Source organism: Shinella sp. WSC3-e, from assembly GCF_945994535.1.
GTDB lineage: Bacteria > Pseudomonadota > Alphaproteobacteria > Rhizobiales > Rhizobiaceae > Shinella > Shinella yambaruensis.
Genome location: NZ_OZ000530.1, coordinates 1,466,182 through 1,488,784, shown reverse-complemented (window position 1 = coordinate 1,488,784; position 22,603 = coordinate 1,466,182). Strand labels below are relative to the sequence as shown.

Sequence of the window (22,603 nt, the reverse complement as noted above, 5' to 3'; positions counted from 1 at the left end):
GAACTTGGCCTGGCAGGCATGGGTAAAGAATGACGAAGACGGAGCGCACATATCTGGACTGGAACGCCACGGCGCCCTTGCTGCCGGCGGCGCGCGAGGCCGTTCTTGCCGCGCTCGACAGCGTCGGCAACCCGTCTTCCGTACACGGCGAGGGTCGGGCGCTGCGCATGCTGGTGGAGGCCGCGCGCCGCGACGTCGCCGCGCTGGTCGGCGCCGGGCCGGCCCATGTGATCTTCACGAGCGGCGCCACCGAGGCGGCGAACCTCGTCCTGACGCCCGACTACCGCATGGGCCGCACGCCGCTCGCCATCGGCCATCTCTATGTGTCCGAGATCGAGCACCCGGCGATGCGCGAGGGCGGGCGTTTTGCGCGCGAGGCCGTGACGACGATCCCCGTCACCCGCGCCGGCCTCGTCGATCTCGACGCGCTGGAAACGCTTCTTGCACGCCATGACAAGGCGATGGGCCTGCCGATGGTGGCGGTCATGCTCGCCAACAACGAGACGGGCATCGTGCAGCCGGTGAAGGCGGCGGCGGAGACCGTGCGCCGCCATGGCGGCCTCCTTGTCGTCGATGCGGTGCAGGCCATCGGCCGCGTGCCGGTCGATATTGCGGCGCTCGATGCCGATTTCCTGATCGTCTCCTCGCACAAGCTGGGCGGCCCGAAGGGCGCCGGCGCGCTGATCTCGCGCGGCGAGGTGCTGATGCCCGTGCCGCTGATCCGCGGCGGCGGGCAGGAGAAGGGGCATCGCTCCGGCACGGAAAACCCGGCGGCGCTTGCCGGCTTTGCCGCGGCCGCGCGGCTTGCCGCCGCCGACCTTGCGGAGCGCAACGGACGGATCGCCGCCCTGCGCGCCACGCTGGAGGCCGGCATGCGGGCGGCGACCAATGACGTCATTATCCACGGCGCGGATGTCGAGCGTGTCGCCAACACCTCGTTCTTCAGCCTGCCGGGCCTGAAATCGGAGACGGGGCAGATCGCCTTCGACCTGGAGGGCATTGCGCTTTCGGCAGGGTCGGCCTGCTCTTCCGGCAAGGTCGGGCAGAGCCATGTGCTGGCGGCCATGGGCTTCGATGCCGCGCTCGGCGGGCTGCGGGTCTCGCTCGGGCCGGGCTCGACGGCGGAGGATGTGGAACGCTTCCTCGCCGTCTTCTCGCGCGTCGTTTCGCGGCGGCGCATGACGGGAAACGCGGCGTGAGGTGAATCTTGCGGGAACGCAAGTTTTCGCTTGCCAAAGGGTGGGAAAAACCGCCTTTGGCGCTTACATAACCGGCGGGAGGCCCGCCACACGTTGACAAACTGCCGGACCTTGGATCCGGCAAGATTGGAGAACGACATGCCTGCGGTGCAGGAAACGATCGATCAGGTCCGTCAGATAGACGTCGACCAGTACAAGTACGGCTTCGAGACGAAGATCGAGATGGACAAGGCGCCGAAGGGCCTGTCCGAGGATATCATCCGCTTCATCTCGGCCAAGAAGAACGAGCCCGACTGGATGCTCGAATGGCGCCTGGAGGCCTATCGCCGCTGGCTGACGCTCGAGGAGCCGACCTGGGCGCGTGTCGACTATCCGAAGATCGACTTCAACGACCTTCACTACTACGCCGCGCCGAAGAACCAGACCGGCCCGAAGTCCATCGACGACGTCGATCCCGAGCTTCTGAAGATGTACGAGAAGCTCGGCATTCCGCTGCGCGAGCAGGAGATCCTCGCCGGCGTGCAGACCTCGAAGATCGCCGTCGACGCCGTGTTCGATTCGGTCTCGGTCGTCACGACCTTCAAGGAAGAGCTGAAGAAGGCCGGCGTGATCTTCATGTCGATCTCCGAAGCCATCCGCGAGCATCCCGATCTCGTGAAGAAGTATCTCGGCTCCGTCGTCCCGACGACCGACAATTTCTACGCGACGCTGAACTCCGCGGTCTTCACCGACGGCTCCTTCGTCTTCGTGCCGAAGGGCGTTCGCTGCCCGATGGAACTGTCCACCTACTTCCGCATCAACGAGAAGAACACCGGCCAGTTCGAGCGCACGCTGATCATCGCGGAGGAGGGCGCGTACGTGTCCTACCTCGAAGGCTGCACCGCGCCGCAGCGCGACGAGAACCAGCTCCATGCGGCCGTCGTCGAGCTGGTCGCGCTCGATGATGCCGAGATCAAGTATTCCACCGTCCAGAACTGGTATCCGGGCGACAAGGAAGGCAAGGGCGGCATCTACAACTTCGTGACGAAGCGCGGCGATTGCCGGGGCAAGAACTCCAAGATCTCGTGGACGCAGGTCGAGACCGGCTCCGCCATCACCTGGAAGTATCCGTCCTGCATCCTGCGCGGCGACGGTTCGCGCGGCGAGTTCTACTCGATCGCCGTCTCGAACGGCCATCAGCAGATCGACAGCGGCACGAAGATGATCCATCTCGGCAAGAACACGTCGAGCCGCATCGTCTCCAAGGGCATTTCCGCGGGTTTCTCCAACAACACCTATCGCGGCCAGGTCTCGGCCCACCGCAAGGCGGAGAACGCGCGCAACTTCACCCAGTGCGACTCGCTCTTGATCGGCGACAAGTGCGGCGCGCATACCGTACCCTATATCGAGGCGAAGAACGCGACCGCCCATTTCGAGCACGAGGCGACCACCTCGAAGATCTCCGAGGACCAGCTGTTCTACTGCCTGCAGCGCGGCATCCCGACCGAAGCGGCGATCGCGCTGATCGTCAACGGCTTCGTCAAGGAAGTCATCCAGGAACTGCCGATGGAATTCGCCGTCGAGGCGCAGAAGCTGATCGGCATCTCGCTGGAAGGCTCGGTCGGCTGATCGGGTGAAGGAATGTCCCGGCGGGTTCCGCCGGGGGGCCGGACAGGCCTCACGATGAAGTTCCCGCGTGATCCGTTATAATAGCGGATGCGGCTCTCATCTGGAGGCGACGACATGGATCCGGTCAATCTGACGTACTACGCCGTGGTTTGCGGTGGACTTGCAGCCTATTCGCCGACGCTTACGAACAGGATCGTGCGATTGGCGATGGGGTTCGGGGTGGGTGCCCTTTCGGCGACGCTCCTTCCGGTGGTCCACTTCTTCCTCGGCTTCTGAAACGAAGACGGGAGCGCGGGACGCGCTCCGAAGCCAGGATCGAAAACCATGCTTGAAATCAAGAATCTGCACGCCCGCATCGCCGAAGACGGCACCGAGATCATCCGCGGCCTGAACCTTTCCGTGAAGGCCGGCGAAGTCGCCGCCATCATGGGCCCGAACGGCTCGGGCAAGTCGACGCTCTCCTACATCCTCTCCGGCCGCGAGGACTATGAAGTCACCGAAGGCGACATCCTCTACGACGGCGAGAGCATCCTGGAGCTCGACCCGGCCGAGCGCGCCGCCAAGGGCATCTTCCTCGCCTTCCAGTACCCGGTCGAGATCCCGGGCGTCGCCACCATGCAGTTCCTGAAAGTGGCGATGAACGAGCAGCGCAAGGCGCGCGGCGAGGCGGAACTGACGACGCCGGACTTCATGCGCCGCGTCAAGGAAGCCGCCGCCGAACTGAAGATCGCGCCGGAAATGCTGCGCCGTCCGCTGAACGTCGGCTTCTCCGGCGGCGAGAAGAAGCGCGCCGAAATCCTGCAGATGTCGCTCCTGGAGCCGAAGCTGTGCATCCTCGACGAGACCGATTCCGGCCTCGACATCGACGCGCTGAAGATCGTCGCCGACGGCGTCAACGCCCTGCGCTCGCCCGACCGCGCCGTCGTCGTCATCACGCACTACCAGCGCCTGCTCGACTACATCGTGCCGGACACGGTGCACGTTCTCTACAAGGGCCAGGTCATCAAGTCCGGCGACAAGACGCTGGCGCATGAACTGGAAGCAAACGGCTACGCCGACATCATCGGTGCTGCGGCCTGACGGCACCCGTGAAGGAGTGATCTCATGAACATGCAGACAGGCATGAAGCTCTCCGTCGCCGAGACGGCGCTCTGCGAAGCCTACGACCATGCGCTCGGCGAACTGCCGGGCGACGGCGCGGTGCTTGCCGCCCGCGATGTCCTCATCAGCGACTTCAAGGAAGCCGGCCTTCCGACGCGCCGCGTCGAGGCCTGGCACTATACGGACCTCAGGGCGCTGCTGCGCGCCGTGCCGGCCTTCGATCCGGCGGCCTCCGCCGCCAGGATCGGTCCGCTGGTCGAGGGCTCCACGGTGCTTTCCGTCGTCAACGGAGTGGCGGATGCACGGGGCGCGGTCGAGGGCGTGACGCTGCGCACCTTCGCCGGTGCGCTGGCCGACGGCACGGCCGCGGACGGCCTTGTCGCCCGCGACGGCGACGACACGATCGGCCGCATCAACGGCGCCTTCGTGCGCGACGGTTTCGTGCTGGATTTCCCCGCCGGCACCGAACTTGAAGCGCCAGTCGAGATCCAGACGATCCAGAATGCCGGCCAGGTCCATACGCGATTCCCGGCGACCTTCGGCGCGAACGTCAAGGCGACCGTCATCGAGCGCCATGTGGCGGCCGGCGACAATGCCGCCTTCGTCACGACGATCAGCGACATCTCGCTTGCCGACGGCGCGGAGGTCACCTGGGTCATCTTCCAGGGCCAGGGGGCGGCCGATACCCATCTCGGCCAGATCCGCATCACGCTCGGCACCGACGCCAAGCTGCGCCTCTACGTGATCAATGCCGGCGGCAAGCTCGTGCGGCAGGAAATCCACGCCGTGGTGGCGGGCGAGGGCTCCGATCTCATCCTGCGCGGCATCAACCTGCTCGGCGGCGAGACGCATACCGACGTGACCTTCACGGTCGGCCACGACGTGCCGAACACGACCTCCACCGAGGTGATCCGCAACGTGATCTTCGATCGCGCCCGCGGCGTCTTCCAGGGGCAGATCCGCGTTGCGCCGGACGCCCAGAAGACAGACGCCAAGATGTCGTGCAACACGCTGCTGCTCTCCGACGAAGCCGATTTCTCGGCCAAGCCGGAGCTGGAGATCTTCGCCGACGACGTGCAGTGCGGCCACGGCGCGACCGTGATCGACATCGACCACACGCAGCTCTTCTACCTGATGGCCCGCGGCATCCCGGAAAACAAGGCGCGCGCCATGCTGGTCAACGCCTTCGTCGCCGAGATCGTCGAGGAGCTGGAAGACGAGCCGCTGGTCGAGGCGCTGGAAGGCGTCATCGCCGACTGGCTCGACAAGCACGCCTAACAGGAGCAATCCCAGCAAAAGTGTACAGCGGTTTTGCGTCCGGGATTGCGTAAACAAGGAAGTCGAGATGGAACACGCCCCCGCACTGGCCTATGACGTCGAGGCGATCCGCAAGGATTTCCCGATCCTGTCGAAAACGGTCTACGGCAAGCCGCTGGTCTATCTCGACAACGGCGCCTCGGCGCAGAAGCCGCAGTCGGTGATCGATGCGATTTCGCACGCCTATTCCAGCGAATATGCCAATGTGCATCGCGGCCTGCACTTCCTGTCGAACGCGGCCACGGACGCCTACGAGGCGGCGCGCGAGAAGGTGCGCCGTTTCCTCAACGCCTCCTCGGTCGACGAGATCATCTTCACGAAATCCTCGACCGAGGCGATCAACACGGTCGCCTACGGCTACGGCATGCCGAAGATCGGCGCGGGCGACGAGATCGTGCTGTCGATCATGGAGCACCATTCCAACATCGTGCCGTGGCACTTCATCCGCGAGCGGCAGGGCGCCAAGCTCGTCTGGGCGCCGGTGGACGATACGGGCGCCTTCCACATCGAAGACTTCGAAAAGTGCCTGACGGAGCGCACCAGGCTCATCGCCATCACGCATATGTCGAACGCGCTCGGCACCATCGTGCCGGTCAAGGAGATCTGCCGCATCGCCCGCGAGCGCGGCATTCCGGTGCTGGTCGACGGGTCGCAGGGCGCCGTGCACATGCCGGTGGACGTCAGCGACATCGATTGCGACTGGTACGTGATGACCGGCCACAAGCTCTACGGCCCCTCCGGCATCGGCGTGCTCTACGGCAAGATGGACCGGCTGAAGGAGATGCGGCCCTTCCAGGGCGGCGGCGAGATGATCGTCGACGTGACCGAGGACATCGTCACCTACAACGACCCGCCGCACCGCTTCGAGGCCGGCACGCCGCCGATCGTGCAGGCGATCGGGCTCGGCCATGCGCTCGACTACATGGAGAAGATCGGCCGCGCGGCGATCGCCACCCATGAGGCGGACCTGCGCGACTATGCCCATGAGCGGCTTTCGGCGATCAATTCGCTGAAGATCTTCGGCACGGCGCCGGGCAAGGGCTCGATCTTCTCCTTCGAGCTGGAAGGCATCCATGCCCATGACGTCTCGATGGTCATCGACCGGGCAGGGGTGGCGGTGCGCGCCGGCACCCATTGCGCCCAGCCGCTCTTGAAACGCTTCGGCGTCACCTCCACATGCCGGGCATCGTTCGGCCTGTACAACACGCGCGCCGAAGTCGATGCCCTGGCCGACGCGCTCGACCATGCCCGCAAATTCTTTGCCTGAGGAGGTGGACCCATGTCCCTCGACGCAACGGAAGACAAGACCGACGTCCGCGACGGCATCGTGCATTCGGCGATCCCGGACGACGAACTGGCGCGCCTTTCCGACGACATCATCTCCGCCCTGAAGACGGTCTACGACCCGGAAATCCCGGCCGACATCTTCGAGCTCGGCCTGATCTACAAGATCGACATCGAAGACGACCGCATGGTCAAGATCGACATGACGCTGACGGCGCCCGGTTGCCCCGTGGCCGGCGAGATGCCGGGCTGGGTGGAAAACGCCGTGGGCGCGGTCGAGGGCGTGTCCGGCGTCGAGGTCAAGATGACCTTCGATCCGCCGTGGACGCCGGACCGCATGTCGGAAGAGGCGCAGGTCGCCGTGGGCTGGTATTGAAGCGAGGGGCACTGGCTGAGGCCTGCCCCTCATCCGCCTGCCGGCACCTTCTCCCTGCAAGCGGGGAGAAGGACGACCGGGCAATGGTTTCCTCGATAGGGATGCCTCTTCGTTTGGGAAAACCGTGCGGCATATCCCTTCGCCCCGCTTGCGGGGAGAAGGTGGCGGCAGCCGAATGAGGGGCAAACTCTCAGCGCTGTGACTTGATCCGTTAACCCGCCAACACTAGATTCGGATTCGCAGACCGCCGGGCCTTGAACCCGGCCGGCGAAGGAGAAGCGGCCCATGGCCTTTGCAGTGATGACACTCACCGACGCGGCGGCAGACCGGGTCAAGGCGATCGTCGACAATGCCGGCGGCGATGCCAAGGGCATTCGCGTCGGCATCAAGAAGGGCGGTTGCGCCGGCATGGAATATGCCATCGACCTCGTCACCGAACCCAATGCCAAGGACGACCTGATCGAACACAACGGCGCCAGCGTCTGGGTCGCGCCGGAGGCGGTGCTCTACCTTCTCGGCACGCAGATGGATTTCGAGGTGACGACGCTGCGCTCCGGCTTCACGTTCCACAACCCGAACCAGACGTCCGCCTGCGGCTGCGGCGAATCGGTCGAGCTGAAGCCGGCCGATCTTGCGGCCCTCGCGGCCTCCGGCCAGCCGACGGTGCGCGCCGGCTGAGCCGGTCGGGCATTGCGGAGCCCGTCAATCCTTGCGGCTTTCCTTCTCCGGCGGTCTTGCCGGGAGCGTTTCCACGCCCTTTCCGAAATCGCTCCAGCCTTTCGTCCCGGCGCAATTCCGGCAAAACCGCTTCGCACTTTTGCCGGAATTGCTTTAGTCTCCCGCGCGCGGCGCGCGAATCCGGCGCCGGCGTGATCGCCAGGGAGAGGGGCGCGAGCGATGGACGACTTTGCCGCGGCACTTTACCAGAACCTGCCCTTTCCCGTGGTCATCGTCGACGCGCAGGGGCGCCTCGTTTCCCATAATGATGCGGCGGCCCGCACCTTCGGCTGGAGCCGCGACGACGGGGCGGCGGCGGGCGTAGCCGTTCTCGCGGGCGAGGCGGCTGCGGCGCGCCTTGCCCGGCAGGCCGCGGGCGGGCGCGAGAATACCCATGCTCTCTGCTTCCGCCACGACAACGGCACCACCTTCGACGCGACGGCCCATGTGATCGCCATGCCGGATGCGGGCGAACGGCCCTCCTATGCGATCCTCCTGCGCAGCCTTCTGAGCGGAGGCAGCCACGGCGAGCAGATCCTGCTGGGCCAGCGCATCGCGGCGGCGCTCGACACGATGCCCGAGGGGTTTGCGATCTTCGACGAGACGGAGCACCTCGTCATGTTCAACCGCTCCTACAAGGAGCGGTGCGGACCGGCCCGCGATGCCGTGCGCGTGGGCGTGACGCTGGAGAGCATTACGCGCGCCAATATCCGCGCGGGCATGTTTCCCGGCATCCGGGAGGGAACGCCGGAGGCCGAGGCAATGGTGCGCGCCCGCCTCGAAAGCCACAGGAACACCGGCAGCGGCGGAACCGTCTTCGAGTTCGGCAAGGACCGGTGGATCCGCGGCGAGAGCCATGTGGCCGAGACCGGCGACATCGTCGCGCTGCGCGTCGACGTAACGGAGCTGAAGCGCACCGAAGCGGCGCTGGAGATGAAGCGCCGCGAATATCTCTCGCTGCTGCAGATCCTGCCCGACATGATCCTGCGGTTCGATCGCGACCTGACAATCCGCTTCGCCAATGACAAATACGCCCATTTCGTCGGCTCGACGACGGACGGGCTGATCGGCCGCTACCTGCCGGATATCGCCTGCGCACCGGAACATACCGCGGCGCTGATGGACGTCGAGAACTACACCCGCGCCGCGCCCGTCAAGACCGTGGAGATCTGCATCGAGGGGCATGACGGCCAGATGATGTGGATGCTCTGGACCGCCGTGGCGATCTTCGACAAGGAGGGTGTCTGCGAGGTCGTCTGCGTCGGGCGCGACATCACCGAGGCCAAGCGCCAGCAGCAGCAGGTGGAAGCCCAGACGAAGGAGCTGCGCCGCAAGAACGAGGCGCTGGACCAGTTCACTGCCACGGTCTCGCATGACCTGAAGGCGCCGCTGCGCCACCTTTCCATGTTCGCCGAGATGATCTCGGAGGACCTGCACCGCGGCGACATCGCCGAACTGCCGACCTATGCCGACCATGTGCGCAAGAGCGCCACACGCATGCGCCGGATCATCGACAGCCTGCTGGAATTCTCGCAGATCGCCTACCGGATCTCGGCGCCGAAGCCCGTTTCGCTCTCCGACGTGGTGCGCGACGCGCTCGCGCTGCTGGAAAGCCATGTGCAGGAGGCGGGCGGGCGTGTCGAGGCCGCGCCCATGCCGGACGTGATGGGCGATCCGGAACTCCTGAAGCGGCTGGCGCAGAACCTCATCGGCAATGCGCTGAAGTACCGCCGGCCCGGCGCCGCGCCGGTCGTGCGCGTCTACTGCCGCGAGCGCCCGGGCGGCATCGATTTCGTCGTCGAGGATGACGGCATCGGCATCGACCCGCAGCATGCCGGGCGGATTTTCGAGGTGTTTCAACGCCTTCACCGGGACGAGGCGGTGTACCAGGGCACCGGCGTCGGACTCGCGCTGGCGCGCCGGATCGTCGAGAGCCACAACGGGGTGATAACGCTTGACACGCAGTACGGTCCGGGGGCACGCTTCGTCGTGACGTTTCCGCAACCCGTAAAATCAAAGGGGAACGATCGTGGGAGGCTCGGCTAGAAAGCTGATCGTCGTGGACGACGACCTTGTGGACGTGCGCTTCGTCATGCGCGCCTTCAGCGATGCCGGCAGCACGATCGAGATCACCCATGTCGCCGACGCGGAACTGGCGAGCGACCGGCTCGACCGCGAGGCCTTCGACTATATCCTGCTCGACATCAACATGCCCGGCACCAGCGGCATGGACCTGCTCAAGCGGCTGCGCGGGCGCGCCCGCACGGCGGTGACGCCCGTCATCATGCTGTCCTCGTCCTCCAGCACCGCCGATGTCAACCGCGCCTATCAGAACGGTGCCAATGCCTATGCCGTCAAACCCTCGACGCTGAGCGGCTACCGCGATTTCGCCGAGGGCTTTACCCGCTTCTGGGTGGACGTCGCCGTCTCGCCCTGATCCTCTCCCTGCCCGCAATGAAAAAACCCCGGCCGATGGATCGGCCGGGGTTCGTCAGTCTGTGGCGTGAATCCTCGGGTCGAGCCCGAGGATGACGGAGGAGAGGTTGCGGGACACGCCGTTGGAAACCGGACCCGGCCGACAGGAACGGCCGGGACACAAAGCTCCTACTCGGCAGCCTCCGCATAATCCTCCAGCGGCGGGCAGGAGCAGACGAGGTTGCGGTCGCCGTAGACATTGTCGACACGGTTGACCGGCGACCAGTACTTGTCCACCCGGAAGGCGCCCGGCGGGTAGCAGGCCTGTTCGCGCGAATAGGGGCGGTCCCATTCGCCGACGAGGTCTTCCACCGTGTGCGGGGCGTTCTTCAGCGGGTTGTTGTCCTTGTCCATCGTGCCATCCTCGATGGCGCGGGCCTCCTCGCGGATCGCCAGCATCGCCTCGCAGAACCGGTCGATCTCGGCCTTGGTCTCCGATTCGGTCGGCTCGATCATCAGCGTGCCGGCAACCGGCCAGCTCATGGTGGGGGCGTGGAAGCCGCAGTCGATCAGCCGCTTGGCGACGTCGTCGACGGTGACGCCGGCGCTTGCCGCAAGCGGGCGCGTGTCGATGATGCATTCATGCGCCACGCGGCCCTTGGAGGAGGTGTAGAGCACGTCATAGGCGCCCTTCAGGCGGGCGGCGATATAGTTGGCGTTGAGGATCGCCACCTTGGTCGCCTGCGTCAGGCCTTCGCCGCCCATCATCAGGCAGTAGCTCCAGGAGATCGGCAGGATGGAGGCCGAGCCGAAGGGCGCCGCCGAGACGGCGCCGGTATTGCCGAGGCCCGCGACTTCCGGATGGCTCGGCAGGAAGGGCGCAAGGTGCGCCTTCACGCCGATCGGCCCCATGCCGGGGCCGCCGCCGCCATGCGGAATGCAGAAGGTCTTGTGCAGGTTCAGGTGCGAGACGTCCGAGCCGATGTCGCCCGGGCGGGCAAGGCCCACCATGGCGTTCATGTTGGCGCCGTCCATGTAGACCTGGCCGCCATGCCTGTGCACGATCTCGCAGACCTCGCGCACATTCTCCTCGAAGACGCCGTGCGTGGAGGGATAGGTGATCATGCAGCAGGAGAGGTTTTCCGCGTACTGCTCTGCTTTTGCACGGAAATCCTCCATATCGATATCGCCGTTCTCCGACACTTTCACGACGACGACCTTCATGCCGGCCATCTGGGCGGAGGCGGGGTTGGTGCCGTGCGCGGAGGTCGGGATGAGGCAGACGTCGCGATGCGTGTCGCCATTGGCGAGGTGATAGGCGCGGATCGTCAGGAGGCCGGCATATTCGCCCTGCGCGCCGGAATTCGGCTGCATGGAGATGGCGTCGTAGCCGGTGATGTCGCAGAGCTTCTGCGACAGGTCTTCGATGAGGTAGCGATAGCCCTGCGCCTGGTCGGCGGGCACGAAGGGATGGATCTCCGCGAATTCCGGCCAGGTGATCGGCAGCATTTCCGCCGTCGCATTGAGCTTCATCGTGCACGAGCCGAGCGGGATCATCGCACGGTCGAGCGCGAGGTCACGGTCGGAGAGGCGGCGGATATAGCGCACCATCTCGCTTTCCGCGCGGTTCATGTGGAAGATCGGATGCGTCAGGTATTCGCTGGTGCGCAAGAGGTCTTCCGGCAGGCGGTAGTCCGGCTCGAACGCGGCCACCTCGAAATTGCCGCCGAAGGCGCGCCAGACAGCCTCCAGCGTGACGGGGCGCGAGCGCTCGTCGAGACTGATGCCGATGCGGTCGTCGCCGATCTTGCGCAGGTTCACCCCTTCCGCGACGGCGGTCTTCAGGATGATGCCCTGCAGCTTGCCGACATGGACGGTGATCGTGTCGAAGAAGACGTCGGGCTCGACCGTGTAGCCGAGCTTTTCGAGGCCCTTGGCGAGGCGGACGGTCTTCTGGTGCACGCTCTGGGCAATCGCCTTGAGGCCCTGCGGCCCGTGGAAGACGGCGTACATCGAGGCCATGACGGCGAGCAGCACCTGCGCGGTGCAGATGTTCGACGTCGCCTTTTCGCGGCGGATGTGCTGTTCGCGGGTCTGGAGCGACAGGCGATAGGCGCGGTTGCCGCGCGCATCGATCGACACGCCGACGAGGCGGCCGGGCATGGAGCGCTTGTAGGCGTCCTTGACGGCCATGTAGGCCGCGTGCGGCCCGCCGTAGCCGACCGGCACGCCGAAGCGCTGGGTGGAGCCGATGGCGATGTCCGCATCCATGTCGCCGGGCGATTTCAGGAGCGCAAGCGCCAGCGGATCGGCCGCGATGACGGCGATGGCGCCGGTCTGGTGCAGGCGGGCGATGAGGCCCGAGAAATCACGCACATGGCCGTAGGTGCCGGGATACTGGAAGATCGCGCCGAAGACGTCGACGGGGTCGAGGTCGGTGAAGGGATCGCCGACGATGATCTGCCAGCCGAGTGGTTCGGAGCGGGTCTTCAAGAGCGCGATCGTCTGCGGGTGGCAGTTCTCGTCGACGAAGAAGGCCTTCGCCTTGGATTTCGCCACGCGTTCGGCCATGGCCATGGCTTCGGCGGCGGCGGTCGCCTCGTCGAGCAGCGAGGCGTTGGCGACGTCGAGGCCGGTCAGGTCGCAGACCATGGTCTGGTAGTTGAGCAGCGCTTCGAGGCGGCCCTGGCTGATTTCCGGCTGGTAGGGCGTATAGGCGGTGTACCAGGCGGGGTTTTCCAGGATGTTGCGCTGGATGACCGGCGGGGTGATCGTGCCGTAATAGCCCTGGCCGATCAGCGACACGAGCTTTTTGTTGCGGTTGGCGGTCTCGCGCAGCTTGTCGAGCGCCTCGCGCTCGGTCATGGGCGCACCCCATTCCAGCGGCTTTGCCTGGCGGATCGACTGCGGCACGGTGTCGTCGATCAGCGCGTCGAGGCTGTCATAGCCGATCACCTTCAGCATCGCCTCCATCTCCTTCGGCGAGGGGCCGATATGGCGACGGTTGGCAAAATCGTAGGGCTGGTAATCGGTAAAGGCGAAATCCTTGGGAAGAGACATCAGCCGACAAGCTCCTTGTAGGCGGCTTCGTCCAGCAGGCCGTCCGCATCGGCCGGGTTGGCGAGCTTCAGCTTGAAGAACCAGCCGGCGCCCTGCGGGTCGCTGTTGACGAGGGAGGGATCGGCGGTGATCGCCTCGTTGATTTCGACGATCTCGCCGTCGAGCGGGCAATAGACGTCGGAGGCTGCCTTGACGCTCTCGACGGTGGCCGCATCGCCGCCCTTGTCGAAGGTCGCGCCGACCTCGGGCAGTTCCACGAAGACGAGGTCGCCGAGCTGTTCGGCCGCGTGCACCGTGATGCCGACGGTCGCAACGCCGCCTTCGATCTTCAGCCACTCGTGTTCTTCGGTGAATTTCAGCATGTTCGTTCCTCTCTATGGGAAGGTTCGTTCGTTCTTCCGCCCCTCATCCGCCTTGCCGCGCCCTCGCGTCTCCCTCGCCCCGCTTGCGGGGAGAGGGCGGGGTGAGGGGCAATAGCCGGGTGGAGCGGGTCATGGTCAGCGCTTGAAGGTGTTCTTGACGAAGGGCATGGCCGCGACGGTGACGGGCAGGAATTTGCCGCGCACGCCGGCGTAGAGCTGGGTGCCGGGCGCCGTCGCCGCCTTGGTGACGTAGCCCATGGCGACCGGGCCGTCGGCATTCGGACCGAAGCCGCCGGAGGTGACGGTGCCGACGACGTCCTCGCCCTCGGCATCGGTGGCGAGCACCGCACCGCCGCGCACCGGCGCGCGGCCCTCCGCCTTCAGGCCGACGCGGCGGCGGGATGCGCCGTTTTCGAGCTCACCGAGGATGACGGCCGCGCCCGGAAAGCCGCCGGCGCGCTCGCCGCCCGTGCGGCGCACCTTCTGGATGGCCCATTCGAGGCCGGCTTCCACCGGGGTCGTCGTCGTGTCGATGTCGTTGCCGTAGAGGCAGAGGCCGGCTTCGAGGCGCAGCGAATCACGCGCGCCAAGGCCGATCGGCAGCACGTCCGGATGGTCGAGCAGGCGGCGACAGACCGCTTCGGCAAGGCTGGCGGGAATGGAGATCTCGAACCCGTCCTCGCCCGTATAGCCCGAACGCGAGACGATGCAGTCGGCATCGTGCAGGTCGCAGGCGCGCACGTCCATGAAGCGCATGGAGGAGACGTCCGCCCACAGTTCGGCGAGCACGGCCTCGGCATGCGGGCCCTGCAGCGCGATGAGGGCGCGGTCGTCGTGCAGGGTCAGTTCGCAGGTGTCGCCGATCTTCGCCTGCATGTGGGCGAAATCCGCCTCCTTGCAGGCGGCGTTGACGACGACGTAGAAATGGTCGCCGCGATTGGCGATCATCAGGTCGTCGAGGATGCCGCCCGCGTCATTGGTGAAGAGGGCGTAGCGCTGGCGGCCCTCGCCGAGGCCGAGGACATCGACCGGCACCAGCGTCTCCAGCGCGCGGGCGGCGTCCGCATTGTCGCCGGAGCGGGCGCGCACGGTGACCTGGCCCATGTGGGACACGTCGAAGAGGCCGGCGCTCGCGCGGGTGTGCAGATGTTCCTTCATCACGCCGGCGGCATATTGCACCGGCATCTCGTAGCCGGCGAACGGCACCATGCGGGCGCCGAGCGAAAGGTTCAGCGCATGAAGCGGGGTTTTCTTGAGTTCAGACGATCCGTCCAAAAGGCGCCCTCCAGTCCTGTGGCGCCCCCTATCCAACGGGCACCGGCTCACAATCCCGGCGCTTTCGCGCCGCTCTCCTGAGCCCCCTCTGTCCCTTCGCCTGAGATTGTTATCCCTTCGGCGAGCGCTCGAAAAACGCTTCTCTCCAGAGTTCCGACGGCACCTTGCTGGTCCTTTTGCCTGAGAGTTTCCGGGGCGGTTGCTCCTTCGGCACCGGCCATGCCCTTGGTCGGGCGGCCAGCTTCTCCCAGCGAGGTCGCCTCCAGATAAAGGCGTTGCCCGCGCTTTGGCAAGAGCGTTGCGTCGCTCCCAAGCGAATTTTTGTCGTAGCGGGAAAGGCCGGGCAGGGACCGCGCAAGGAAAAGCCCCCGGAGGGGCGGCAGGTTGGAGGACGGCTGTTTTCCGAAGGAGGATCAGGCGGGTTCCGGCACGGCGGGCAGGTCGTTCTCGACATAGAGGCGCTGCGCCTGCGAAACGGTTACCGCGCTTCCGGGGGCGGTGATCAGCGCCAGGGCCAGGGCCGGCGGGTGGATGACGGTGAGCGCGGCGATCGCGCGGGCATCGCCGCGGACCTTCGCATCCTCGCTCCAGGCATGGATGCGCTCCTCGAAGAGGGTGTGCGCACGCGTCTGCGACCGCATTCCCTGCGATGCGTAGGCGGCCGTTGCCGGCGAAACTGTCACGATCTGTGTCATGGCATTCAACGGAGTTGGTTTTGCATCGTTGCAATTTATCAGTTGCATCTTTCCGAGGCATGAAGTGCCACGGTTGCATTTTCATCGAATTTTAACGGTCTGTACGATTATCGGCCGGCCTTGCCTTTGGCGGCGGAATTCCGCCATAAGAGATATGGAATGCCGCCGGAATCGGGCGGGAACACGCATGCCGCCGATGGCGCGGGAGGAACCGATGAAGCCGATTTTCGTGCAATTGCAATGCGCTCCGGGCAAGACCTACGAGGTCGCCGACGCGCTTTACGCTACGGAACTCATTTCGGAGCTCTATTCGACGAGCGGCGACTACGACCTTCTCCTGAAGATCTATGTCGACAGCGAGGAGGATATCGGCAAGTTCATCAACGATCACGTCGCCTCCATTCCCGGCATCGTGCGATCCCTGACGACGCTGACCTTCCGCGCATTCTGACGCGCGCCGTTTCCAATATTCCCCTTCGCCCGTTCTTGCGCTAAAGCACGGCGCAACGAAAGAAGGCGAAGATGGCAGGCATCGAACACAAGCAGGTGGAGAACGACGAGGCGGGCATGCGGCTCGACCGGTGGTTCAAGGTCCACTATCCGGGCCTCGGCTTCGGCCAGCTGCAGAAACTGCTGCGCTCCGGCCAGGTGCGCGTCGATGGCGGCCGCGCCAAGAGCGACACCCGCGTGCAGCCCGGCCAGATGGTCCGCATCCCGCCAATGGACGTGGATGCCAAGGGCCCGAAGGCAGGCCCAATCGCCGGCCGCGACCTGAAACATTCCCCCGATGGCGAACTGCTCGCCCGCATGCTCTTGCATGAGGACGACAAGGTCTTCGTGCTCAACAAGCCGGCCGGCATCGCCGTGCAGGGCGGTTCGGGCGTCACCCGGCATATCGACAAGATGCTGGAGGCCTGGACGAGCCAGAAGGGCGAGAAGCCGCGGCTCGTGCACCGGCTCGACCGCGACACGTCCGGCGTGCTCGTCATCGCCCGCACGCGGGGCGCGGCGCAGAAGCTGACCGCCGCCTTCCGCGAGCGCGACACCAAGAAGACCTACTGGTCGCTGGTCAAGGGCGTGCCGAAGAAGCGCGAGGACAAGATCTCCACCTGGCTCGTCAAGGAGCAGACGCCGGACGGCGACCGCATGCGCATCGCCAAGCACGGCGAGGACGGTGCGGACCACGCCGTGTCCTTCTACCGTATCGTCGAGCAGGCGGGGCAGAACTTCGCCTGGCTGGAGATGGAGCCCTATACCGGGCGCACGCACCAGCTGCGCGTGCACGCCGCCCATATCGGCCATCCGATCCTCGGCGATCCGAAATATTTCGACGCGGATGTCAACTGGAGCTTTCCGGGCGGCGTGCAGAACCGCCTGCATCTCCATGCCCGCCATATCGACATCCCGCACCCGTCCGGCGGGCGCCTGCGCGTCACCGCGCCGCTGCCGCCGCACATGGTGCAGACCTGGAACCTCTTCGGCTTCGACCAGAACGCGGCGGACGAGGAAGACTGATGCGGCTCGTCCTTTTCGATTGCGACGGCACGCTGGTCGACAGCGTCAACCTGATCCATGAGGTCATGGCGCGCACTTTCGTCGATTTCGGCTTCGCACGGCCGGATATCGCGCAAACCAAGGCGATCATCGGCCTGACGCTCGACATCGCCATCGCCCGCATGCAGGGCAAGCCGCATGTCGACGACGAGGCGCTGGCGATGACCGCGCATTACAAGGCGGCCTATACCGGCGTGCGCGCCGAGCCCGGCTTCCAGGAGCCGCTCTTTCCGGGCATCGCCGCCATGATGGCCCGCCTCGAGCGGCAGGACGACCTGATCCTCGGCGCCGTGACGGGAAAGTCCCGCCGCGGCCTCGATCTCATCCGCGCCGCGCACGGCTTCGACAGGACGTTCTTCGTCTCGCGCACGGCCGACGACTGCCCCTCCAAGCCGCATCCGGCCATGGTGACGGAATGCTGCAGCGAGGCGGGCGTGGATGCGGTGCGCACGGTTGTCATCGGCGATGCGGTCTACGATATGCAGATGGCGAAGGCGGCGGGTGCGAAGGCGATCGGCGTTTCCTGGGGCTATGCCACCGTGCCCGAACTGGTCGAGGCCGGCGCGGACCACATCCTGCGCACGCCCGCCGACCTTCTCGAATGGCTGGAGATTTCCGATGCGTGATATCCTGAGCGACCTTTCCGATGCGATGAGCGATCCCGACCCGGTGCGCCGCGCGCAGATCCAGATGAAGCGCCCGTTGCCGAAGCGGTTCTACAAGGCGGTTTCGACGGACGAGGTGGAGGAGGGTCACCGAATCCTGCTCGACGGCCGCCCGGTGCGCACGCCCGGCAAGAAGCTGCTCGCCGTGCCGGCCCGGCCGATCGCCGACCGGCTCGTGGCCGAATGGGACGGGCAGGGCGAGGAGATCGACCCGGCGAAAATGCCGGTGACGCGGCTCGTCAACACGGCCGTCGACGGCGTCGCGGCGAATTTCGACGCGGTCTTCGACGAGATCGTGCGCTTTGCCGGCACGGACATGCTCTGCTACCGCGCGGATTCGCCGGCCGGGCTCGTCGAGCGGCAGCGCGAGGGCTGGGACCCGATCATCCGCTGGGCGGCCGATGCAAGGGGCGCGCGCTTCATCCTCGTCGAAGGCGTGATGCACCAGGAACAGCCGGCGCCGGCGATCGAGGCCTTTTCCAAGGCGCTTGCCGCGTTCCGCGATCCGCTGGCGCTCGCCTGCCTGCACACGGTGACGACGCTCACCGGCTCGGCGCTGCTGGCGCTGGCGCTCGCCGAGGGCGTCATCGACGCCGACAGGGCCTGGACGCTCGCCCATGTCGACGAGGACTGGCAGATCGAGCATTGGGGCACGGACGAGGAGGCCTTCCACCGCCGCGCGCTGCGCCGGGCGGAAATGGACGTCGCCGCCGCCGTGCTTGCGGAAATTCCGCGCTGAAAAGACTTTGCTAAGAGGTTCGCACCATTTTGGCGCGCGACCGAAATCCGACATCGCATACCGGTTTGACTTCATGCAGTTCCTCGTTCGCGTCCTTCTTTCCGCCAGCCTTCTGTTCTCCACTCCCTTCGCCGCCAGCGCCGACGAGGCCTATCCGGTCCGAGACATCCGCAAGATCGTCGTCAGCGGCGACGGCAGCGCGTCCGCCACGGTGCTGAAGCGCGCCGGCGAGCACCTGAAGCGGGCTGCCAAGGCGACGCGCCGGGCCGTCGCGATCGACCGGGCGGTAATGGATGTGCGGGTTTCCGGCGTGAGGCAGGGCAGCGACGGCCGGAGCACGGCCCGCGTGACGGTGACGCTGGACGGTCCCGGCGAACCGTCGCGCCGGACCCTGACGGTCAACAGCTTCATGCCGGAGCAGAGGGGACGCGAGGCAGCGCTCGGCGATGCCATCGCCAAGCGCGTGGCGCTCGCCTATCACCTGGCGCTGGTCGCCACCGGCAAGGCGACCTATGGCAAGCGTCCCGGCAAGGATCGCAAGGAGGCCGGCGGCAAGCGCCGCACGCCGACGAGGACCTCCATCCAGGCCTATCCGGGTGGGGAGAAACGCCCGCTGGTCATTCCCAGCGAGGCGGCGCTGACGGTGCGCTCGCGCGCGTTGCCGGAAGGCTCCAGGAAGAAGGTGGCGCCCTGCGTCGTCACGCAGGCGATCAGCTGCGACTGATCGCGCGAAATGCGCCTCGGCGAGGAGCAGGCGAATCCGTGCGGGAAGCGTGATAGAGTTCCCTTCTTCTTGAAACGGAGGGGAACGAAGGCATGTTCGACGGTCTATCCGCCTATCGGCCGCAGGCGCTGGCGGCGCTGCGCATCATGACGGCATTGCTCTTCATCGAGCATGGCACGCAAAAGTTCTTCAATTTCCCGCCCTCGGACCAGCCCTTCGGCGATCTGATGAACCTGATAGGGCTGGCCGGCGCGCTGGAGATCGCCGGCGGCCTTTTGATCCTGCTCGGCCTCTTCACGCGGCCGGCGGCTTTCGTGCTCTGCGGCTTCATGGCGGTCGCCTATTTCATGGCGCATGCGCCGCAGAGCTTTTTCCCGATCAATAATCGCGGCGACGCCGCGATCCTGTTCTGCTTCGTCTTCCTGTACCTGACCGCCGCAGGGCCGGGCGCCTTCGCGCTCGACAATCGCCGTTAGAGCCGTCCGCTCTAGGCAGCGAATTTCAGGCCGAGGATGCCGGTGACGATGAGCGCGATGCAGCCCATGCGCATGGCGGTCACCGGCTCGGCGAAGAGGACGATGCCGAGCATCACGGTGCCGACCGTGCCGATGCCGGTCCAGATCGCATAGGCGGTGCCGATCGGCAGCGTCTTCACGGCAAGGCCGAGCAGGATGATGGAAACGACCATCGAGCCGGCGGTGAGGGCCGTCGGCAGGGGCCTGGTGAAACCGTCGGTATATTTGAGGCCGATCGCCCAGCCGATTTCGAACAGGCCGGCGAGGGTGAGATAAATCCAGGGCATTGCCCACTCCATAAGAAAGGAGCGAGGCCGTCCCCGCGGTCGTGACCGGATGCCATCCGGCGGTAGCCGTCTACCGGGGCGCACTATACCCCGGTGGCGGGGAAGGGCAAGGACGGGGGCGGCATGCCAGCCATGCGCCCCCGCCATGGCAATGGCTTAGAGCATTTCCGCTTTTCTCCGAATCGCGAAACGCTCTATCTGTTTGTTTTCACGCAATCCGGACGCAAAACCGCTCCGCACTTTTGCTGGAATTGCTCTAGCCGAGACGCTCGGCATGCCACTTCAGGTGATCGTCCATGAAGGTGGAGATGAAGTAGTAGGAGTGGTCGTAGCGCTCGTGCATGCGCAGCGTCAAAGCGATGTCCGTATCCTTGACCGCCGCCTCGAAGAGCCAGGGGCGCAGGCCGTTTTCCAGGAAGCCGTCCGCCTTGCCCTGGTCGATGAGGAATTCCGGGAACCGGGCGCCATCGGCAACCAGTGCGCAGGCATCGTATTGCCGCCACGCCGCCTTGTCGGCGCCGAGATACTTTTCGAAGGCCGGGGCCGACCAGTCGGCGGTGGAGGGCTCGACGATCGGCGCGAAGGCCGAGCAGCTCCTGAAGCGCTCCGGGTTCCTGAGCGCGATCGTCATGGCGCCGTGGCCGCCCATCGAATGGCCGAAAATGCCCTGGCGCGCCATGTCCATGCGGAAATGCTGGCTGACGAAATTCGGCAGCTCCTCCGTCACGTAGCTGTACATTTGGTAGTGTTCCGCCCAGGGCGCCTCGGTCGCGTCGAGATAGAAGCCGGCGCCCTTGCCCATCTGCCAGTTGGTGATTTCGTCCGGCACGTCGTTGCCGCGCGGGCTGGTGTCCGGGCAGACGACGATGAGGCCGAGCTCGGCGGCCATGCGCCGGTATTCGCCCTTCTCCATGACATTGGCATGGCTGCAGGTGAGGCCGGACAGATACCACAGCACGGGGCGCGGCTCGTGGATCGCCTGCGGCGGCACGAAGACGGCGAAGGTCATCTCGCACTTGCAGGCTTCCGAATCGTGGGCGAACACGCCCTGCATGCCGCCGAAGGCCGTGTTCTGGGAAAGCACTTTCATCTGGGAACTCCGTAGGGTTCAGGTGGCGAGCGACACCGCCGCATTGACGGCGGCGGCAACCAGCACCGTGTTGAAGAAGAAGGAAACGATCGCGTGCAGCAGGTTGACCTTGCGCATCGCCGTGGAGGTGATGGCGACGTCCGAGGTCTGCGCGGTCATGCCGATGACGAAGGCGAAATAGAGGAAATCGTAGGCGCCGGGCGCGGCCTTACCGGGGAAATCGAGGCTTCGGCCGGCATCGAGGCTCGTTTCCGTGCTGCCGGGGCGCCAATAGAGATGGGCATAGTGCATGGCCGCCATGGTGTGGATGGTCAGCCAGCCGAGCGCGACGGAGGCGAAGGCGAGCACGAATTCGCCGAGGGAGGCGGCCGGCCGGTTGAGCACCACGAAGAGCGAGCCCGTGGAAACGGCGACGGCCGCGAACGTCACGGCGAAGATGACCGTGACCGGCTCGTCCGTGTCCGTCGCATAATGTTCGAGATGGGCGGCGGTCAGGCGCGGCACGCGCCAGGCGGTCAAGAGGAGATAGCAGAGGAAGAAGGCGACGGCCGCGATGCCGATGGCGAAATCCGGCTTGAGCCAGAGCGCAAGGAAAAGCGCGAGGGCCGCCGCGCCGATGCCGACATAGAAGGGCAGGTGCCTGCCGTATATCCTCGGCCCCGGCGCCTTTTTCATGGGGACGGGCCAGCCTGCGCGTTCTTCGCCCGGCGGCAGAGGCGGTCGAGCATTTCGAGGAAGGCGGAGCGGTCGCGCGGCGAGAAGGCGGCATTGTAGCCCTTGCTCTCGCCCGTTTCGCGCAGATGCGCGCCGAGGTCGCGCATGGCGCTCGCCATGCCGATATTGGTCTTGTCGAAGAGGCGGCCGGTGGGGCCGGTGACATGCGCGCCCTTCTCGACGCAGCGCACCGCCAGCGGCACGTCGGCCGTCACGACGATGTCGTCGGCGCCGACATTGTCGGCGATCCAGTTGTCCGCCGCGTCGAAGGCGCCCGAGACGATGACGTTGCGCACCATCGGGTCGCGCGACGGGCGCAGGCCCGAATTGGCGACGAAGGTCACCGCCATGCCGTGGCGTTCCGCCACTTTGAGGATTTCGGGCTTTACCGGGCACGCATCCGCGTCAACGTAGATCATGGCGCCGCAATTTCCTGTATGTCGTGGTTCCGCGCAGTCTCAAGAATGGCCGGCAGGACGCTGCATGTCGATATGGGGAATACCATCCTCGACATATTCCCCCGATGTCGGCGCGAAACCCAAGGATCGGTAGAAGCGCTCCAGATGGCCTTGCGCGGAAAGGGCGATCGGTTGCCCCGGGAAATGCGCCTCGCAGGCCGATATCGCTTCGTGCATCAGGGCCTCGCCGAGGCGTTTGCCCCGGTGTCCGGGCGAAACGAGGACGCGGCCGATGCGCGGCGCCCTGTTCTCCGGTTGCCACAGGCGCGCATAGGCGGCCGTCTCGCCGTCGATCAGCAGCCGCAGATGCAGCGCGTCCTCATCCTTGCCGTCGAGTTCGGGATAGGCGCAGGCCTGCTCGACGACGAAGACATCGACGCGCAGTCTCAAGAGAGCATAAAGCTCGACGGCGGAGAATGCTGCCATCCTCCGCACGTCGATTGTATAG

The 22,603-nt window shown here is 65.9% G+C and carries 25 protein-coding genes and 1 riboswitch; of the genes, 16 read left to right on the top strand and 9 right to left on the bottom strand.

Annotated elements, in window-relative coordinates:
* Positions 1-29: 29 nt before the first annotated feature.
* The 10 genes from AABF56_RS07565 to AABF56_RS07520 all read left to right on the top strand — a co-directional run bounded on the left by AABF56_RS07565 (position 30) and on the right by AABF56_RS07520 (position 10,039).
* Positions 30-1,199 carry a cysteine desulfurase family protein gene (locus AABF56_RS07565; RefSeq protein WP_272805464.1) on the top strand — a complete coding sequence of 390 codons (1,170 nt, stop codon included), beginning with the start codon at positions 30-32 and terminating at the stop codon, positions 1,197-1,199.
* Between the two features lie 138 nt (positions 1,200-1,337).
* Complete coding sequence (gene sufB / locus AABF56_RS07560) at positions 1,338-2,807, top strand: Fe-S cluster assembly protein SufB (protein WP_272805463.1); 1,470 nt, start codon at positions 1,338-1,340, stop codon at positions 2,805-2,807.
* A gap of 114 nt (positions 2,808-2,921) precedes the next feature.
* Positions 2,922-3,083, top strand: coding sequence for a hypothetical protein (locus AABF56_RS07555; RefSeq protein WP_244765469.1), 162 nt, complete (start codon positions 2,922-2,924; stop codon positions 3,081-3,083).
* A 48-nt stretch (positions 3,084-3,131) separates the two neighbouring features.
* Positions 3,132-3,887: a Fe-S cluster assembly ATPase SufC gene (sufC, locus tag AABF56_RS07550; RefSeq protein WP_244765470.1), complete on the top strand. Its 756-nt coding sequence runs from the start codon at positions 3,132-3,134 to the stop codon at positions 3,885-3,887.
* 24 nt (positions 3,888-3,911) lie between these two features.
* Complete coding sequence (sufD, locus tag AABF56_RS07545; protein ID WP_272805462.1) at positions 3,912-5,186, top strand: Fe-S cluster assembly protein SufD; 1,275 nt, start codon at positions 3,912-3,914, stop codon at positions 5,184-5,186.
* Between the two features lie 67 nt (positions 5,187-5,253).
* Positions 5,254-6,492 (top strand): cysteine desulfurase, encoded by a 1,239-nt coding sequence (locus AABF56_RS07540; protein ID WP_272805461.1) that lies wholly within the window; start codon positions 5,254-5,256, stop codon positions 6,490-6,492.
* 12 nt (positions 6,493-6,504) lie between these two features.
* The gene (locus AABF56_RS07535; protein ID WP_244765473.1) at positions 6,505-6,885 is read left to right on the top strand and encodes an SUF system Fe-S cluster assembly protein; all 381 of its coding nucleotides are present in this window, start codon (positions 6,505-6,507) and stop codon (positions 6,883-6,885) included.
* A gap of 285 nt (positions 6,886-7,170) precedes the next feature.
* Positions 7,171-7,563, top strand: a complete 393-nt coding sequence (gene sufA, locus AABF56_RS07530; protein WP_244765474.1) for a Fe-S cluster assembly scaffold SufA — start codon at positions 7,171-7,173, stop codon at positions 7,561-7,563.
* A gap of 219 nt (positions 7,564-7,782) precedes the next feature.
* Positions 7,783-9,648: a PAS domain S-box protein gene (locus AABF56_RS07525; protein WP_272805460.1), complete on the top strand. Its 1,866-nt coding sequence runs from the start codon at positions 7,783-7,785 to the stop codon at positions 9,646-9,648.
* Positions 9,632-10,039 (top strand): response regulator, encoded by a 408-nt coding sequence (locus AABF56_RS07520; protein WP_244765476.1) that lies wholly within the window; start codon positions 9,632-9,634, stop codon positions 10,037-10,039. The genes AABF56_RS07525 and AABF56_RS07520 overlap by 17 nt, the downstream gene beginning before the upstream one ends.
* A 167-nt stretch (positions 10,040-10,206) precedes the next feature.
* On the opposite strand, the gene gcvP is transcribed toward AABF56_RS07520, so the two are convergent.
* The 4 genes from gcvP to AABF56_RS07500 all read right to left on the bottom strand — a co-directional run bounded on the left by gcvP (position 10,207) and on the right by AABF56_RS07500 (position 15,409).
* Positions 10,207-13,077 (bottom strand): aminomethyl-transferring glycine dehydrogenase, encoded by a 2,871-nt coding sequence (gene gcvP / locus AABF56_RS07515; RefSeq protein ID WP_272805459.1) that lies wholly within the window; start codon positions 13,075-13,077, stop codon positions 10,207-10,209.
* Entirely contained in the window at positions 13,077-13,439 is a 363-nt protein-coding gene (gcvH, locus tag AABF56_RS07510; RefSeq protein WP_272805458.1) for a glycine cleavage system protein GcvH, read from the bottom strand. Before gcvH ends, gcvP begins: the two co-directional genes overlap by 1 nt.
* Before the next feature lie 135 nt (positions 13,440-13,574).
* Positions 13,575-14,714, bottom strand: a complete 1,140-nt coding sequence (gene gcvT / locus AABF56_RS07505; protein ID WP_272805457.1) for a glycine cleavage system aminomethyltransferase GcvT — start codon at positions 14,712-14,714, stop codon at positions 13,575-13,577.
* A gap of 158 nt (positions 14,715-14,872) precedes the next feature.
* A riboswitch (glycine riboswitch) is annotated at positions 14,873-14,974 on the bottom strand.
* 153 nt (positions 14,975-15,127) lie between these two features.
* Positions 15,128-15,409, bottom strand: coding sequence for a hypothetical protein (locus tag AABF56_RS07500; protein ID WP_338341906.1), 282 nt, complete (start codon positions 15,407-15,409; stop codon positions 15,128-15,130).
* A gap of 214 nt (positions 15,410-15,623) precedes the next feature.
* Between AABF56_RS07500 and AABF56_RS07495 the strand changes: the two genes are divergently transcribed.
* The 6 genes from AABF56_RS07495 to AABF56_RS07470 all read left to right on the top strand — a co-directional run bounded on the left by AABF56_RS07495 (position 15,624) and on the right by AABF56_RS07470 (position 19,567).
* Positions 15,624-15,860 (top strand): Lrp/AsnC ligand binding domain-containing protein, encoded by a 237-nt coding sequence (locus tag AABF56_RS07495; RefSeq protein ID WP_024271053.1) that lies wholly within the window; start codon positions 15,624-15,626, stop codon positions 15,858-15,860.
* A gap of 71 nt (positions 15,861-15,931) precedes the next feature.
* Positions 15,932-16,924 carry an RluA family pseudouridine synthase gene (locus AABF56_RS07490; protein ID WP_272805455.1) on the top strand — a complete coding sequence of 331 codons (993 nt, stop codon included), beginning with the start codon at positions 15,932-15,934 and terminating at the stop codon, positions 16,922-16,924.
* Positions 16,924-17,589 (top strand): HAD-IA family hydrolase, encoded by a 666-nt coding sequence (locus tag AABF56_RS07485; RefSeq protein WP_244765482.1) that lies wholly within the window; start codon positions 16,924-16,926, stop codon positions 17,587-17,589. Before AABF56_RS07490 ends, AABF56_RS07485 begins: the two co-directional genes overlap by 1 nt.
* Complete coding sequence (locus AABF56_RS07480; RefSeq protein ID WP_272805454.1) at positions 17,582-18,367, top strand: ATP12 family chaperone protein; 786 nt, start codon at positions 17,582-17,584, stop codon at positions 18,365-18,367. The genes AABF56_RS07485 and AABF56_RS07480 overlap by 8 nt, the downstream gene beginning before the upstream one ends.
* A 73-nt stretch (positions 18,368-18,440) precedes the next feature.
* Positions 18,441-19,091, top strand: coding sequence for a hypothetical protein (locus AABF56_RS07475; protein WP_272805453.1), 651 nt, complete (start codon positions 18,441-18,443; stop codon positions 19,089-19,091).
* Between the two features lie 92 nt (positions 19,092-19,183).
* Complete coding sequence (locus AABF56_RS07470) at positions 19,184-19,567, top strand: DoxX family protein (protein WP_244765485.1); 384 nt, start codon at positions 19,184-19,186, stop codon at positions 19,565-19,567.
* An 11-nt stretch (positions 19,568-19,578) separates the two neighbouring features.
* On the opposite strand, the gene AABF56_RS07465 is transcribed toward AABF56_RS07470, so the two are convergent.
* The 5 genes from AABF56_RS07465 to AABF56_RS07445 form a co-directional block, all read right to left on the bottom strand.
* Positions 19,579-19,893 carry a DMT family transporter gene (locus tag AABF56_RS07465; RefSeq protein WP_272805452.1) on the bottom strand — a complete coding sequence of 105 codons (315 nt, stop codon included), beginning with the start codon at positions 19,891-19,893 and terminating at the stop codon, positions 19,579-19,581.
* Positions 19,894-20,149: 256 nt separating this feature from the next.
* Complete coding sequence (gene fghA / locus AABF56_RS07460) at positions 20,150-20,983, bottom strand: S-formylglutathione hydrolase (RefSeq protein WP_244765487.1); 834 nt, start codon at positions 20,981-20,983, stop codon at positions 20,150-20,152.
* Positions 20,984-21,001: 18 nt separating this feature from the next.
* Positions 21,002-21,658 (bottom strand): DUF1345 domain-containing protein, encoded by a 657-nt coding sequence (locus AABF56_RS07455; RefSeq protein WP_272805451.1) that lies wholly within the window; start codon positions 21,656-21,658, stop codon positions 21,002-21,004.
* Positions 21,655-22,116, bottom strand: coding sequence for a YaiI/YqxD family protein (locus AABF56_RS07450; protein ID WP_244765489.1), 462 nt, complete (start codon positions 22,114-22,116; stop codon positions 21,655-21,657). The genes AABF56_RS07455 and AABF56_RS07450 overlap by 4 nt, the downstream gene beginning before the upstream one ends.
* Positions 22,117-22,155: 39 nt before the next feature.
* Positions 22,156-22,581 carry a GNAT family N-acetyltransferase gene (locus AABF56_RS07445; protein WP_272805450.1) on the bottom strand — a complete coding sequence of 142 codons (426 nt, stop codon included), beginning with the start codon at positions 22,579-22,581 and terminating at the stop codon, positions 22,156-22,158.
* Positions 22,582-22,603: the final 22 nt, after the last annotated feature.

Bases quoted from the DNA above. Each gene is read 5' to 3' on its own strand.
- AABF56_RS07565 (WP_272805464.1), top strand. From the start codon at position 30: ATGACGAAGACGGAGCGCACATATCTGGACTGGAACGCCACGGCGCCC.
- sufB (WP_272805463.1), top strand. From the start codon at position 1,338: ATGCCTGCGGTGCAGGAAACGATCGATCAGGTCCGTCAGATAGACGTC.
- AABF56_RS07555 (WP_244765469.1), top strand. From the start codon at position 2,922: ATGGATCCGGTCAATCTGACGTACTACGCCGTGGTTTGCGGTGGACTT.
- sufC (WP_244765470.1), top strand. From the start codon at position 3,132: ATGCTTGAAATCAAGAATCTGCACGCCCGCATCGCCGAAGACGGCACC.
- sufD (WP_272805462.1), top strand. From the start codon at position 3,912: ATGAACATGCAGACAGGCATGAAGCTCTCCGTCGCCGAGACGGCGCTC.
- AABF56_RS07540 (WP_272805461.1), top strand. From the start codon at position 5,254: ATGGAACACGCCCCCGCACTGGCCTATGACGTCGAGGCGATCCGCAAG.
- AABF56_RS07535 (WP_244765473.1), top strand. From the start codon at position 6,505: ATGTCCCTCGACGCAACGGAAGACAAGACCGACGTCCGCGACGGCATC.
- sufA (WP_244765474.1), top strand. From the start codon at position 7,171: ATGGCCTTTGCAGTGATGACACTCACCGACGCGGCGGCAGACCGGGTC.
- AABF56_RS07525 (WP_272805460.1), top strand. From the start codon at position 7,783: ATGGACGACTTTGCCGCGGCACTTTACCAGAACCTGCCCTTTCCCGTG.
- gcvP (WP_272805459.1), bottom strand. From the start codon at position 13,077: ATGTCTCTTCCCAAGGATTTCGCCTTTACCGATTACCAGCCCTACGAT.
- gcvH (WP_272805458.1), bottom strand. From the start codon at position 13,439: ATGCTGAAATTCACCGAAGAACACGAGTGGCTGAAGATCGAAGGCGGC.
- AABF56_RS07500 (WP_338341906.1), bottom strand. From the start codon at position 15,409: ATGACACAGATCGTGACAGTTTCGCCGGCAACGGCCGCCTACGCATCG.
- AABF56_RS07495 (WP_024271053.1), top strand. From the start codon at position 15,624: ATGAAGCCGATTTTCGTGCAATTGCAATGCGCTCCGGGCAAGACCTAC.
- AABF56_RS07490 (WP_272805455.1), top strand. From the start codon at position 15,932: ATGGCAGGCATCGAACACAAGCAGGTGGAGAACGACGAGGCGGGCATG.
- AABF56_RS07485 (WP_244765482.1), top strand. From the start codon at position 16,924: ATGCGGCTCGTCCTTTTCGATTGCGACGGCACGCTGGTCGACAGCGTC.
- AABF56_RS07480 (WP_272805454.1), top strand. From the start codon at position 17,582: ATGCGTGATATCCTGAGCGACCTTTCCGATGCGATGAGCGATCCCGAC.
- AABF56_RS07475 (WP_272805453.1), top strand. From the start codon at position 18,441: ATGCAGTTCCTCGTTCGCGTCCTTCTTTCCGCCAGCCTTCTGTTCTCC.
- AABF56_RS07470 (WP_244765485.1), top strand. From the start codon at position 19,184: ATGTTCGACGGTCTATCCGCCTATCGGCCGCAGGCGCTGGCGGCGCTG.
- AABF56_RS07465 (WP_272805452.1), bottom strand. From the start codon at position 19,893: ATGCCCTGGATTTATCTCACCCTCGCCGGCCTGTTCGAAATCGGCTGG.
- fghA (WP_244765487.1), bottom strand. From the start codon at position 20,983: ATGAAAGTGCTTTCCCAGAACACGGCCTTCGGCGGCATGCAGGGCGTG.
- AABF56_RS07455 (WP_272805451.1), bottom strand. From the start codon at position 21,658: ATGAAAAAGGCGCCGGGGCCGAGGATATACGGCAGGCACCTGCCCTTC.
- AABF56_RS07450 (WP_244765489.1), bottom strand. From the start codon at position 22,116: ATGATCTACGTTGACGCGGATGCGTGCCCGGTAAAGCCCGAAATCCTC.
- AABF56_RS07445 (WP_272805450.1), bottom strand. From the start codon at position 22,581: ATGGCAGCATTCTCCGCCGTCGAGCTTTATGCTCTCTTGAGACTGCGC.